The following is a 12,650-nucleotide window of genomic DNA, read 5'->3' as shown; positions in this document are numbered from 1 at the left end:
CATCAAGCAATGCTGAACAGCGCTTGACCGGCCTGAACCTCTTCGCCATTGGCAACCAGAATGGCAGTCACGACCCCTGCCGCTTCAGCCTTCACCGGATGAAACATCTTCATGGCCTCAACCACTGCCAGGGTCTGCCCCACCTCGACGGACGTGCCTGTCTCGACGAAAGGCGGCTGGTCGGGTGCCGGGGTCAGATGCAACACCCCATACAGCGAAGCGCAGGCCTGTGTCTGCTGCACAGCGGCTGTCGTACTTGCCTGAGCCGGAGAAACCGTGCGCGCTGCAGGCGTCGTCTGCGCTGTCGAAACAGCCGGATTGACGCGATTGGCGACCTGAGCGGGCTCGCGCAGCAAACGCAGCTGCGCGTCGCCTTCACACAGGCTCAGTTCGCTCAGGTCCGATTCGGCCATCAGGTCGATAAGTGCTTTGATACGTTCCGGTTTCATGCAACAGCCCTTGCCTGGCAAATGAAATGTGGCTGAGGGCAATGTAACGAGGCAGGTTTTTGACCGCCAAGACGGTTTGACTGTGGGGTGATAAGCGCCCCTTATGACGTCGGGGTCATTGCGTACGGCGGCTGCCGCGCATCTCTGCGACCAGCTCCAGAAGGATCGCCTTGACCGCCTGGGCCGGAACCGACAGCGGCAAGTGCCCGGATAGGCACAGCGCGAGAGGTGCTTCGATTTCGGGCTCGACAATGCGGCTCAGGTTGACCGCATGCGTGTCTGCCAGCACCCGTGCAGCAGACTCGGGAAGAATGGTCGAGCCGAATCGATCGGCCACTGCTGCGGCCAGCGTCGTCGACGATTCGACTTCTGCCACCACCCGGGCACTGCGCTCGATACGCACAAATGCCTCGTCCACCAGACGACGGACAGTGTTGTAGGTGCGCGGCAACAGCAGGTCGATATCGGCCAGCTCGCTGAGCGCAATTTCCTCGCAGCCCTGGAGCGTCTCTTCGGCACTCACCAGGTACAGCTGCTCACGTATCAGCGGCACGAAACTCAGGCCATGTACCTCTCGCCCGCCATAGAGAACGGCCATGTCCATGCGCCCGTTCATGATCAGCTCGCTGAGGGTGGTGCCAAAGTTCTCATTGAGGTACAGCAGAATGCCCGGATGACGCTCGCGTACCCGTTTGAGCAACGGCAGCGACAGGGTCGAAGCGGCAGTGCCGGGCGCCAGCCCTACCGACACCGGCCCCGATAACGCGAGGCCGCTGGCGTTGACGTCACTCTGTGCCTGCTCGCACTGGCGCAGGATCACCTGAGCATGCCCATACAGAACCTTGCCCGCCTCGGTCGGGGTGACGCCGCGCTTGGTGCGGATCAATAACTGTTGCTGCAACTCGGCCTCCAGCGTCACCAACTGCTGGCTCAGCGCTGGTTGCGCAATGTGCAGCACATCGGCGGCCTGGGTCAGGCTGCCGATATCGACAATTTTCACGAAATACTTCAAACGGCGAAGGTTCAAGGTGCTGCACTCCAGAGTCACGACACACAGACTTCAGCAAGACCCAGGCCAGCTCCGGAAAAACCAGACATAAGCAATTGCTATGTCAGTCCCCGCTGATCGGGTTCTCCAGGCGCTGATCCCCCTGCAACCATTGCCCGCCCGCTTTTGGTGCGACGCTGGTTCATCTGCGGTCATAAGCGCTGCCTATCAACCCAGAACGAACTCGTCTTATGGCGAGCACCTCACCGGCTCGTAACGTATTCCCCGTCAAGGCCATCAACGAGGAATACCAACGTGACCGCATCTCGCATCGCTGCCCGCGTGCTCCGTATCAAACCGTCGCCAAGCAGCGCTGCTGCCGATCGGGCCAATGAACTGCGGCGCGCAGGCAAATCGATCATCAATCTGGTGGTTGGCGAGCCGGACTTCGACACGCCAGCGCACATTCGTCAGGCCGCCTGTGCCGCCATCGAGAACGGTGAAACGCGCTACACGCTCAACGCTGGCACCACGGCGTTGCGCGAGGCCATCGCCGCCAAGCTGCAGCGTGAAAACGGCCTTGCTTATACGCCTGGCCAGATCGTGGTCACCAGTGGTGCCAAGGCCGCGATCTTCAATGCATTCGCGGCGACATTGGGTGTCGACGATGAAGTGCTGATCCCTGCACCTTACTGGGTGTCCTACCCGGACATGGTCCTGGCCTGCGACGGACGCCCGGTGACCCTGGCATGTCCGGAAGAAAACCAGTTCAAGCTGACTGCCGCGCAACTGCGCAATGCGATCACTCCACGCACCCGCTGGCTGTTGCTCAATTCGCCGAGCAACCCGACCGGTGCTACCTACAGCGCATCCGAATGGCGCGCGCTGGCCGACGTACTGCTCGATTACCCGCACGTGCTGGTCATGACCGATGACATCTACGAGCACATCCGCTACGACGACGCTCCGCTCAGCCACTTGCTCACTGTCGAGCCAGCGCTGCGCGAACGCGTGCTGATCATCAACGGCGTGTCGAAAACCTACGCCATGACCGGCTGGCGCATCGGCTACGCCGCAGGCCCCGACGATATCATCAAGGCGATGGCGACCCTGCAATCGCAGTCCACCAGCAACGCCTGCTCGGTGAGCCAGGCCGCCGCAGTAGCCGCCTTCAACGGCGACCAGTCTTTTGTCAGCGACAGCGTCAAGGTCTACAAACAGCGCCGTGATCGTTGCCTTGAGCTGATCAACGCCATTGACGGCCTGAGCTGCATCAAGCCCGAGGGCGCGTTCTATCTCTACGTCAATTGCGGGGCACTGATCGGCAAAACCACACCGTCAGGCTCGGTACTGGAAGCCGATACGGACGTGGTTCTGTATCTGCTGGAAAGCCAGGGCGTGGCCGTTGTCGCAGGCACCGCCTATGGCCTGGCACCGTTCTTCCGGATGTCTACGGCTACAGCACTGGAAACCCTTGAAAACGGCTGCGCGCGCATGGCGGCTGCTGTCGCTGCGTTGCGCTGAGCACCTCGACATGACGACGCCGAGCCATCCAGCCCTGACCTTCAAACAGGCTTTGTTGGCCATGCTTGGCATATCACTGGTGCTGGGCCTTTCCGCGCTGGATCAGACGGTCATCGGCAACGCACTGCCAAGCATCGTCGCCGAACTCAACGGTTTCGAGTTGTACGCCTGGGTCGCCACCGGCTACCTGCTGGCGTCTATCGTAACCATCCCGATCTTTGGCCGGCTGGGCGATTTTTACGGGCGCAAACCGTTCGTGCTGGCTGCAACAGTCATCTTCACGCTGGCCTCGCTGCTCTGCGCACTGGCAGACAGCATGTTGGTACTGGTGATCGGGCGAGCCTTGCAAGGCGTGGGCGGCGGCATGTTGATCGGTACCGCCTTTGCCTGCGTGCCCGAGCTGTTTCCCGACACCCGCCAGCGGTTGCGCTGGCAGGTGTTGCTGAGCGCCATGTTCAGCGTAGTCAATGCCATCGGTCCAGGGCTGGGGGGTTATCTGTCCGGCGAGTTTGGCTGGCGCTCGGTGTTTTGGTTGAACCTCCCATTGGGCGTGGTTGCCTTGTTTTTTGCCTGGCGCTTTCTGCCGTGGTATCGCCCGCAAGGGTATCGACCCCATTCTGCCGGTGCGATCAGGCTCGACTGGCTCGGGGCTTTATTGATCGTACTCACTCTGGGCAGCCTGCAATTATTCGTCGAATGGCTGGGCCAGCGTTCTCTGTCGATCAGTCTCACCTGTGGCGCCGTGACCCTCGCGGCCATGGCCGGCCTGTGGTTCCAGGAGCGTCGCTGTGCCTTTGCCTTGCTGCCCGCCGGGCTGTTCGCCAACCGCAGCATCCGCTTGCTGTTCGTCATGTCGCTGCTGGCTGGCGCCATCATGTTCACCCTTCTTTTTTACCTGCCGCTGCTCTTGCAGGGCAGCTACGGCTACTCACCCAAAGACGCAGGGTTACTGCTTACCCCCTTGGCGCTGAGCATCACACTGGGCGCCATCGTCAACAGTCGGATCGTGACGCGCATGGACAACCCCAACCGGCTGCCAATCGCAGGGTTCGCGGCCTTGTCAGTCGCCTGCATTGCCCTGGCTCTGATCGGGCTGCATGCCGGGTTCAGCACCTTGCTGGGGCTCATTCTTCTGGCGGGGCTGGGACTGGGTTTCATTCTGCTCAACCTGACCGTGTTCACCCAGACGCTCGCCGAACGACAATTTCTCGGCATTGCCACGGCGCTGACCCAATCCTTGCGACTGGTCGGCGGTTTGCTGGGCACGGCGGCCATGGGGGTGCTGGTCAAAGTGCTGTATGTCGCCAACCTGCAACGTGCGCTGAGCGCAGCAGGTGAGGCGTCGGCCTTGCCGCGCCTGGCAGACCCTCAGGTTCTGCTGCAGCACGCGCCCTCGGCGAATGTCGATGCGGCTTTGCTGATAGCCCGCACTGCCCTCGCCCAGGCCGTTGGCACAGGGCTGCTGACATGCGCGGGACTCGGCGTGCTCGCGTTGCTGGTTCTGCACCGCCTGCCTCGCATCACGCTTCATCAGGTGCCCCGTGCAGCAACGTCTGCAACGAACTCATCTGCAACACCTGCGCCTGAAAAACAACAAGAAACCTGACTGCCGCCTGACTCTGCCTCTCAAAAAACACTTAATTACAGCATGAGGATGAACCCGATGGAGCGTATCAATCGCGCCACCCCTTTCGTTGCGGGCTTTTGTGGTCTGCTGATCGCTCAGCAGAGCTACGCCGAAGGTTTTCTGGAGGACAGCAAGGCCAGCATTCTTGCGCGCAATTTCTTCAGCAACGCAGACAATCGCAGCGGCGCTGCCGACCCGAACTACACACAGGAGTGGGGCCAGGGCTTCATGCTCAACTACCAGTCGGGCTATACGCCGGGCACAGTGGGCTTCGGTGTCGATGCACTCGGCCAGTTGGGCATCCGTCTGGACTCGGGCAAAGGCCGCCACTACAACCCGCAAAGCACGGCGTTCAATGGCAATATCTTTCCCACGGACAGCGACGGTCGTGCGGTCGACGAGTTCAGCAGCCTGGGGGCGACGCTCAAGGCACGCGTCTCCAAGACCGAACTGAAATACGGCACGCTGGTGCCCATGCTGCCGGTGGTGATGTCCACCGACCGCATGTTGCAACAGACTTTTCGTGGCGGGCAGATTCAGTCTGGCGACCTGAAGGACTTCACCTTCACCGCAGGCCAGCTGGAACATGTCATGGGCCGTGGTTCGACCAATCAGATGGGCATGTCCATTCCGGGTGCAAACAACCCGCTGACCGGCGAGTTCGTCAACAAGTTCTACTATGCAGGCGTCGATTACAAACCGACCAAAGACCTGACCTTGCAGTACTACTACGGCAACCTGGAAAACTTCTACAAGCAGAACTTTCTGGGCCTGAAATACGACATGCAACTGGGCCCGGGCACCCTGCGCACCGACCTGCGCCATTTCGACAACCGCTCGGACGGCGCCAACGGTCACGACCCGGCGTTCTACACAGTGGGTTATTACGGCAACGGCGTCACCAAGGGTGAAGTCGACAGCCGCCTGTCCAGCGCCCAGTTCACCTACCTGATCAATGGCCACACTTTCGCCGCGGGTTACCAGGCCGTGACAGGCGACAGCGACGCGGTCTGGCTGAATCAGGGTGACGGCTCGACCGCTTACTTCATGACCGAGTCCATGATCGGTAAATTCCAGCGTGCCGGAGAGCGTACCTGGCAGATCCGCTATGGCTACGATTTCGCCAGACTGGGCGTACCGGGTCTCAACTTCCTGGCAATGTATGAAAGCGGCTCGAACATCCAGACGTCCGACGGCGACAAGAAGGAATGGGAACGCAACGTGACCCTGAGTTATGTAGTGCAGTCCGGCCCGGCAAAAAACCTCAGCGTCGCGCTACGCCACGCGCAACTGCGCACCGAATTCGCCAGCCAGCGTGACTCGGACGAGCACCGGGTGATCGTCAGTTACCCGATCAATATTTTCTAAGGCAACGGGACAGCAGATGCAGGACGTGTCTGCTGTGCGAACCGGCATCAGTCACCCGAACTCGTATTGGCCAATCATTCGTTATAACCTCTGCAATATGCAAAGGAAGCGAACACCATGAACAGCACACATCCGGATGACGCAACTGATCCCGCCCGTCCGCCACCGTCAGTAGAGCCTGAAAACGGTCATCTGGAGTCGGGACCGTCCGCGCCTCAAGCAGGCGTCCAGGCGACACCTCACAAGGCCATTCACCCTGCCTTTAGCGATATGCCTGCAGCACCCTACCCTGGAATGGAAAACCAGACTGGCATGCCCTTCAGCTCGCTTTACCTGAGCAGGTACATTGCCTTCGCCTCAGTTGCGGTTGTGGCTGTCGGCGTTTGTGTCGCTATCTTTTTTCTGAATCTGGACGGCGACTGGCCTCAAATAAATCGAGTGCTTGCAGCTGCCGCACTGTGGTTTACCAATCTGATATCGGCGGTGCTCAATACGGTGTACTGGTTCATTCGGCGGGCGCCGAAGGGATTGGTGATCTTACTGGCTGTGCAATGGGTGGTTGCGCTGGCCGGTGCGCTAGTACTCCTGTTGCAGAACTGATCAACTCACTGCGAAAGGGCCCGGACTGACCGGGCCCTTTCGGACACTCAGCCCGATACCTGATCAAGAAATATCAGCTGCGGCGGCTCTGCCAGCAACTCGCCGCTGACCGCCGCGAACTGCTGGTAGTGTGGTGTGGCGACATGGGCGTCCAGTGCTGCCTGATCCTTGAAGCATTCACGCATGTAGAACGTGCCGCGCTCATCACGCGCTTCGAACAGTGTGTACTCGATATTGCCCGGCTCCGCCCGGGTCGGTTCCACGAGTTCCGATAATGCGTGTTTCAGGGCCGACTCCTTGCCGGCACTGGCTTTCAGGACCGCCATCAAGGCCAATGGCTTTGCAGGTGCGTTCATTATCGATGCTCCGGTAGTCGATTCGATCAATGGGTAGGTGCGGGCGCAGCGTCTATTTTCAAACGCAGCAGGCTGTAGGGTTTTTCCCGCTTGTCATGGCCGGCGTTGAAGTTGGCCTGGCGGTGCAGCTGGTTGACGATGAAGTACAGGTAGCCATCCGGGCCGATCGACAAGGTGTCAGGCCACAGCATGCGCGGATCGTGTGCCACGGTTTGCCAAGTGCCATCCGGCAGGCGTTTGCGAATCGAGTTATGCTCGTAGTCGCCTGCGTATACCGCGCCTTTGGCGTCGGCCTCGAGGCCATCCGAAGCGCCTTTTTCACCGAGATCCTGCACCGCCGCTGCCAACTGCTGCTCACTGACCTTGCTGTCGTTCAGCAGCTCGGTGGCAACGGCATACAGATGGCGGCTGGACAACGGCGAGAAATACAGTGTCTTGCCATCTGCCGACAGCGCAATGCCGTCCGAGGCGACGCCGACCGGTTTGCGCGTTCCGTTCGGGCCATCGCCCAGCACGGCAACGCCCTCGACGACAGGGACAAAAGCCGGATCGACAGACGTTGCCTGCGCCCCGTTCAAACGTCGCACGGCGTGGCCGCTGGCAATGTCCATGACAATGATCGCGCCCGGCCCGCTCAAGGATGAGTCCGTTACATAGACCGTCCCCTCCGATCCCTTGCGAAAATCAAAGCGCATGTCGTTGACATAGGTGCCGGGCAAGATGACGTTATCCGGAAACACCAGGCGCTTGACGATCCGGTTGGTGGCCAGGTCCACCGCAACCAGCTTGGCGCCGCCTCGACGCGGAGACGCAAAACCCGGTGCGGCCGTGTCCAGAAGCCAGACACGCCCCTTGCCGTCGGCGACCACGCTCTGCACGCTGATCAGCCCGTCGCCGGGGTCTTTGGGGTTCTCCTTGTTGACCGCCAGATCGGGGTAGGCAACCACTTTGCCGTCACGAATCTCGCCCACGGTAAACGGCACCTTGTCGCCCCAACGAGGGAAGTTGACGAAGATCCGTCCGGTTTCAGTCACGGTCACGCCGGTGGGCATCGCGTCATAAAAGGCATGGACCTGCTCGAGCTTGCCGATGGGTTTGTCGGCAGGCGCACTGGCAGGCAGTGGAATGGCGGTCGCGCCGTAAGCCAGCGAAGTGGCGAGTGTGGCTGCGGAAATGATGGCAAGTGCTGCGGAAATTTTCGTTCGATGCATGGTGCTCTCTCCTGAAGGGCCAGTTGCCCATCAGCATTGGGGGCTTTTTGCGCGCGAGGGGTAATGACGCTCATCACATCTGCCGCGCAAGGTAAGCGATAAACAGGTTGGCGCTTAGTCTGATCTTTCTTGTTACAAAGAAAAACGCGGGGATTAAGCTAACACTTTCAACGCGGAGGCGAAGATCCGTATCGCCCGTCAGCCATCTGCTGCCTTCAGCAGCCTGCGATCAGCGGTTTTGATGACGGTCAGCATCAATGCTATATTCACGCTCTTCCAGGCCCAGACAGGCATAACCAGACAGGCAAAGAGGCAACCTGCATGAGAGTTACCAAGGCGCAGGCCCAAGCCAACCGGGCGCACATCGTCGAGACGGCATCCGTCCAGTTCCGCGAACATGGCTATGACGGTGTCGGGGTGGCCGACCTGATGGCTGCGGCGGGCTTTACCCACGGCGGGTTCTACAAGCATTTCGGCTCCAAGTCAGACTTGATGGCCGAGTCGGCGGCCTGTGCCATCTCGCAGACAGTGGCGAAATCGACCGGCATCGATCCAGCGCAATTCATCGATTACTACCTGTCCCGAGAGCACCGCGAAAACCTCGGCACGGGCTGCCCCCTGGCCGCGCTGAGCGGCGATGCAGCGCGCCAGCCGGACGAGGTCAAAACAACCTTCGCCGACGGCATCGAGAGCCTGCTTGCAGCGCTTGCTCCCGCACAGGCATCACCCGGCGACGAAGAATGGAAACAGGCGCGGGCAAACACCATCGACCGCTTTGCCCATGCGCTGGGGGCCCTGCTGTTGTCACGCAGCTGCCCGAATGATTCGCCGCTGGCGGACGAAATACTCGAGGTGTGCCGAGCCAGGATGCGGGCACAACTGGAGTCCGGGCAGACCGACTGACAGTCTCAGGAAGGAAACAGTTTGCTCAGGCACGCCAGCTTCTTCTTGTATGACTTGCGCGCCACCAGCGCTTCCTCCAGCGTTACGGCCACGAATCGGGCGGTCTGGTTGGGTTGCATCTGACCGATCAGATCCAGGTCCGCGCTGATCACCGTGCCGATCATCGCGTAGCCTCCGCCCGACACCGCGTCACGGTGCAACACAATCGGTTCCAGCCCGGCAGGCACCTGAATCGAGCCGATCGGGTAGCAGCTGTCGACGATATTGGATGGATCGGAACCCGCCCCGAATGGCTGTTCCCTGGGCTGGAAGGTCAGCGCCCTGCCCCCCTTGAAGCGATAACCGATGCGGTCGGCTTCCGACCCGACGCTCCACGGCTCGGAGAAAAAACTGGTGGCGGCAAATTCGGTCAGGCGCTCGTAATACAGGCCCGGCACGACCCGCAGATACACTTCACCACCCAGCGATTGGCGCAAAGCCATCGGCAGGCTGGCCCCGGCACGGCCCTTGCCGCTGGGTGTGCCTATCGGAAGCTCGTCATCAGCGGCCAGTCGACGGCCCTGAAAACCGCCAAGCGCCCCCAGCGTGTAAGTCGAACGGCTGCTCAGCACCAGTGGCACATCAATACCGCCCGCGACGGCCAGATAGGTGCGCGCACCGTCCTTGGGAAAGTCGAAACGCAGCACTTGCCCGGCCTTCACCGCAAAGGCAGTGTCGTGGTGCATTTCCACGCCGTCGAGGCGCGCCGCCATGTGCGCGCCGCAGACCGCAGCCAGCGTATCGCACTGGAACTCCAGTTCCGGACCCAGCAGTGTGCATTCAAGCCCCGCAGCACCGGGTGGGTTGCCAACCAGCTGATTGGCGGCGCTGAGGGCGTACTGGTCGAGCGCACCGGAGGGCGGGATGCCCAGGTGGTAATAGCCCTCGCGGCCGAGGTCCTGAACCGAGGTGGCCAGACCGGGTTTGAGCACCTTGATCATGCCAGCACCTCCTGCAACGACTTGGGATAGCCAACCGGATCGGCCAGAAAGGCATCCAGTGAAAACTCGACCGGGCGGATACGCAGGTCGAAGCGCCCGGCTTCAACCTCTGCGACAGCCTCGTCATAGGCTTGCCGATCAAGCGGTTTGAACTGGACGATATCGCCCGGACGGAAAAACACCATGTGCTCTTTCAGATAAGCCAGACCCTGTTGCGGGTCATAGATCGGCGCCGGAGTGACGCCAAACATCTGATAACCGCCCGCCCCGCGTACCGAATAGATGCAACCGAAGCAGCCGCCGTGGCCGAGTGTGAGCTTGGGAGTATCGGTGCGCGGACGCAGGTATTTGGGCACCTGCAGCTGACGCTCGCGCTCCACCATCTGGAACATGAACGGCAGACCGGCGACAAAACCGACCATCGAAACGAACCACGGCGCGCCGCTGTGGGCGGCGATGAAGGCATCGACATCCGCCAGATTATTGATGCGTGCAGCGTATTCCAGATCGGTGGAATCGGGGTCCTGATGGCGGTCACGAAAACGCATCAGGGTTTCGTGGGTCCACGGATCGTTGTACAGCACCGGGATCTCGATGATCCGGGTCTGCAGGGTACGTTCGGCGACCGCACCGGCCTCGGCCGCCCTTACCGCTTCAAGTAACACATGTGGTGCGATGCGGTCCGGGTCAAAACGGATCTGGAATGACGCGTTGGCCAGGCACACGTCCAGCACACCATCCAGCGCCAGACGCTCGACCGCACGGGTCACTGCCAGCCCCTTGAAAAATGCTTCCAGCGACATACTGTCACTGACCTCGGCGAACAGATGTTCATCAGCGCCAAAGCTGTAGCGTATCGGATCAGCCATGTCTGTTCCTTTCTTGAAATCGTTGTAGAACGGCAGGCAAAAATCAGTAACACGGCTCGTGCGTCTGCGCACACGATGCCTTTTATTCAACGCGGTGCACGCACCTTGATGCCCGCAGCATCGAGCGCCAGGCGTGTCGCTTCCGCAAGGTCCAGCGCGCCGGGCGTATCGCTGTGCAGGCAAATCGAATCGAATTCGATACTCAGGTCCTCACCCTCGACGGTACGCACCAGACCTTGCAGGCACGCACGCACCACGCGGGCTGCGACTTCGGTCGGGTCCAGCGCGCGTACGTGACGGGTGAAGACGATGGAGCCGCTGAGGTCGTAATCGCGATCAGCGTAGAACTCGCGGATCACCGGCTGGCCCAGCTCCTCGGCGATCTTGCAGATAACCGAACCGGGCATGCAGTAAAGCAGCAAATCAGGCTCCAGGCGCTGCAGGTTTTCCACCAGCAGTCGGGCTGCGGCTTCGTCCCTGGCCAAGTGCATGTACAAGGCACCATGCGGTTTGAAATGCTGCAAGGCCACGCCCTGAACCCGTGCCAGCTCGCGCAGGGCTCCCAGCTGGTAGAGCATGTCGTCGACCAGTTCCTGGGGCGTCGAGTTGATATGCCGGCGGCCAAAGCCGACCAGGTCGCGGAACCCCGGGTGTGCGCCGATGGCAACGCCCAGGCGCTTCGCCTGCTCGATCGTGCGGCGCATGGTGCCGGGGTCACCCGCGTGAAACCCGGTCGCAATATTGGCGGAGCTGATAAACGTCATCAATTCAATGTCGACGCCGTCACCAATGGTCCACGCGCCAAAGCTTTCACCCATGTCCGAGTTGAAATCCACCTGCATGGCAGTTGCTCCTGGGGGCTGTCCGGACAAAGGGCTATCCGGCTTCATGCAAAGCACGTTAAATTCAGTCGCACCCCTTGGGTAGATCTATTAACAGATACGCCATCTTCTGAAAAACAGATACCTCGCCCAGTGGAACCTTTGTCTGGAGTGCTTATGTCCCTGACCTTGCGCCAGGTCCGTTATTTCGTGGCAACTGCCGAGATCGGGCAGATCTCGCAGGCGGCCATTCACCTGAACATTTCCCAATCGGCGGTCACCACGGCGATCAAGGAACTGGAGAGCATGCTCGGCACCCTGCTGTTTCAGCGCTCGGCGCAGGGCATGAGCCTGACTGAAGCAGGCCGTCACTTTCTCAACCGGGCTTACGTCATCCTGCGCAGCGTCGATGATGCGCTGAACAGCCCGCTGCCCGATATTCGCGCCAGCGGCGTATTGCGCCTGGCCGCCAGCTACACGGTCATCGGCTACTTCCTGCCGCATCATTTGCAGCGCCTGGAACACTGGCACCCGGACGTCGCCATCGAGGTGCATGAACAGGAACGACAAGCCATCGAACAAGGCCTGCTGCAAGGTCGCTTCGACATGGCGGTAGTGCTGACGGCAAATATCACTCACCCGGATATCATCTCGGAAACGTTGTTCAACTCCGAGCGCCGCCTGTGGCTGTCCAGCCATCACCCGCTGTGCCAACGCGCCTCTGTCAGCCTCGCCGACGTCGCGCAGGAGCCCTATATCCTGTTGACCGTCGACGAAGCCGAACAAAGCGCCATGCGCTATTGGGAACTGGCCGGGCAGCAGCCCAATGTCAGAATCCGCACCAGCTCGGTGGAAGCGGTGCGCAGTATGGTCGCCAACGGCAGCGGCGTGGCGATCCTCTCCGATCTGGTGCATCGCCCCTGGTCGTTGGAAGGCAAGCGTATCGAAACGATC

General features: G+C 60.8%; 13 protein-coding genes. 6 read left to right on the top strand and 7 right to left on the bottom strand.

All coding sequences use genetic code 11. The features are described from left to right. Positions 1 to 2: 2 nt before the first annotated feature. On the bottom strand, positions 3 to 449 hold the full coding sequence (locus tag JOE33_RS00065; RefSeq protein ID WP_187625782.1) for an acetyl-CoA carboxylase biotin carboxyl carrier protein subunit: 447 nt from the start codon (positions 447 to 449) through the stop codon (positions 3 to 5). Positions 450 to 564: 115 nt separating this feature from the next. After that, positions 565 to 1,476: a nitrogen assimilation transcriptional regulator NAC gene (gene nac, locus JOE33_RS00060; protein WP_096138928.1), complete on the bottom strand. Its 912-nt coding sequence runs from the start codon at positions 1,474 to 1,476 to the stop codon at positions 565 to 567. A gap of 276 nt (positions 1,477 to 1,752) precedes the next feature. Between nac and JOE33_RS00055 the strand changes: the two genes are divergently transcribed. The 4 genes from JOE33_RS00055 to JOE33_RS00040 all read left to right on the top strand — a co-directional run bounded on the left by JOE33_RS00055 (position 1,753) and on the right by JOE33_RS00040 (position 6,556). Beyond that, complete coding sequence (locus tag JOE33_RS00055; protein WP_096101651.1) at positions 1,753 to 2,961, top strand: aspartate transaminase; 1,209 nt, start codon at positions 1,753 to 1,755, stop codon at positions 2,959 to 2,961. A 10-nt stretch (positions 2,962 to 2,971) separates the two neighbouring features. Next, complete coding sequence (locus JOE33_RS00050; RefSeq protein ID WP_187625798.1) at positions 2,972 to 4,567, top strand: MFS transporter; 1,596 nt, start codon at positions 2,972 to 2,974, stop codon at positions 4,565 to 4,567. A gap of 57 nt (positions 4,568 to 4,624) precedes the next feature. Next, positions 4,625 to 5,956 (top strand): OprD family porin, encoded by a 1,332-nt coding sequence (locus JOE33_RS00045; RefSeq protein WP_187625783.1) that lies wholly within the window; start codon positions 4,625 to 4,627, stop codon positions 5,954 to 5,956. Between the two features lie 117 nt (positions 5,957 to 6,073). Further along, a complete protein-coding gene (locus JOE33_RS00040; RefSeq protein WP_054994167.1) occupies positions 6,074 to 6,556 on the top strand; it encodes a hypothetical protein in 483 nt (160 codons plus the stop codon). A 47-nt stretch (positions 6,557 to 6,603) separates the two neighbouring features. Here the strand turns inward: JOE33_RS00040 and JOE33_RS00035 are convergent, their stop codons facing one another. Both JOE33_RS00035 and JOE33_RS00030 read right to left on the bottom strand, forming a co-directional pair. After that, positions 6,604 to 6,912 carry a putative quinol monooxygenase gene (locus JOE33_RS00035; protein WP_187625784.1) on the bottom strand — a complete coding sequence of 103 codons (309 nt, stop codon included), beginning with the start codon at positions 6,910 to 6,912 and terminating at the stop codon, positions 6,604 to 6,606. Positions 6,913 to 6,938: 26 nt separating this feature from the next. After that, on the bottom strand, positions 6,939 to 8,123 hold the full coding sequence (locus JOE33_RS00030; RefSeq protein WP_010432727.1) for an L-dopachrome tautomerase-related protein: 1,185 nt from the start codon (positions 8,121 to 8,123) through the stop codon (positions 6,939 to 6,941). A 321-nt stretch (positions 8,124 to 8,444) separates the two neighbouring features. Here JOE33_RS00030 and JOE33_RS00025 point away from each other — a divergent pair, with 321 nt between their 5' ends. Beyond that, positions 8,445 to 9,026 carry a TetR family transcriptional regulator gene (locus tag JOE33_RS00025; protein WP_187625785.1) on the top strand — a complete coding sequence of 194 codons (582 nt, stop codon included), beginning with the start codon at positions 8,445 to 8,447 and terminating at the stop codon, positions 9,024 to 9,026. Between the two features lie 5 nt (positions 9,027 to 9,031). Here the strand turns inward: JOE33_RS00025 and JOE33_RS00020 are convergent, their stop codons facing one another. The 3 genes from JOE33_RS00020 to JOE33_RS00010 all read right to left on the bottom strand — a co-directional run bounded on the left by JOE33_RS00020 (position 9,032) and on the right by JOE33_RS00010 (position 11,717). Then, positions 9,032 to 10,006, bottom strand: coding sequence for a biotin-dependent carboxyltransferase family protein (locus JOE33_RS00020; RefSeq protein ID WP_187625786.1), 975 nt, complete (start codon positions 10,004 to 10,006; stop codon positions 9,032 to 9,034). Continuing rightward, positions 10,003 to 10,875: an allophanate hydrolase subunit 1 gene (locus JOE33_RS00015; RefSeq protein WP_046719364.1), complete on the bottom strand. Its 873-nt coding sequence runs from the start codon at positions 10,873 to 10,875 to the stop codon at positions 10,003 to 10,005. Before JOE33_RS00015 ends, JOE33_RS00020 begins: the two co-directional genes overlap by 4 nt. 86 nt (positions 10,876 to 10,961) lie before the next feature. Further along, entirely contained in the window at positions 10,962 to 11,717 is a 756-nt protein-coding gene (locus JOE33_RS00010; protein ID WP_010432715.1) for a 5-oxoprolinase subunit PxpA, read from the bottom strand. Positions 11,718 to 11,873: 156 nt separating this feature from the next. On the opposite strand from JOE33_RS00010, the gene JOE33_RS00005 reads away from it, so the two are divergent. Beyond that, positions 11,874 to 12,650, top strand: a 777-nt coding sequence (locus tag JOE33_RS00005; protein WP_209924001.1) for a LysR family transcriptional regulator, incomplete at its 3' end; no start/stop codon positions are given.

The sequence above is a fragment of the Pseudomonas sp. PvP027 genome (assembly GCF_017833005.1).
Taxonomy (GTDB): Bacteria; Pseudomonadota; Gammaproteobacteria; order Pseudomonadales; family Pseudomonadaceae; genus Aquipseudomonas; species Aquipseudomonas congelans.
The sequence above is the reverse complement of the archived record's forward strand: the minus strand, read 5'-3'. Positions and strand labels throughout refer to the sequence as shown.

Bases quoted from the DNA above. Each gene is read 5' to 3' on its own strand.
- JOE33_RS00030 (WP_010432727.1), bottom strand. From the start codon at position 8,123: ATGCATCGAACGAAAATTTCCGCAGCACTTGCCATCATTTCCGCAGCC.
- JOE33_RS00015 (WP_046719364.1), bottom strand. From the start codon at position 10,875: ATGGCTGATCCGATACGCTACAGCTTTGGCGCTGATGAACATCTGTTC.
- JOE33_RS00040 (WP_054994167.1), top strand. From the start codon at position 6,074: ATGAACAGCACACATCCGGATGACGCAACTGATCCCGCCCGTCCGCCA.
- JOE33_RS00050 (WP_187625798.1), top strand. From the start codon at position 2,972: ATGACGACGCCGAGCCATCCAGCCCTGACCTTCAAACAGGCTTTGTTG.
- JOE33_RS00020 (WP_187625786.1), bottom strand. From the start codon at position 10,006: ATGATCAAGGTGCTCAAACCCGGTCTGGCCACCTCGGTTCAGGACCTC.
- JOE33_RS00065 (WP_187625782.1), bottom strand. From the start codon at position 449: ATGAAACCGGAACGTATCAAAGCACTTATCGACCTGATGGCCGAATCG.
- JOE33_RS00010 (WP_010432715.1), bottom strand. From the start codon at position 11,717: ATGCAGGTGGATTTCAACTCGGACATGGGTGAAAGCTTTGGCGCGTGG.
- JOE33_RS00045 (WP_187625783.1), top strand. From the start codon at position 4,625: ATGGAGCGTATCAATCGCGCCACCCCTTTCGTTGCGGGCTTTTGTGGT.
- JOE33_RS00025 (WP_187625785.1), top strand. From the start codon at position 8,445: ATGAGAGTTACCAAGGCGCAGGCCCAAGCCAACCGGGCGCACATCGTC.
- JOE33_RS00035 (WP_187625784.1), bottom strand. From the start codon at position 6,912: ATGAACGCACCTGCAAAGCCATTGGCCTTGATGGCGGTCCTGAAAGCC.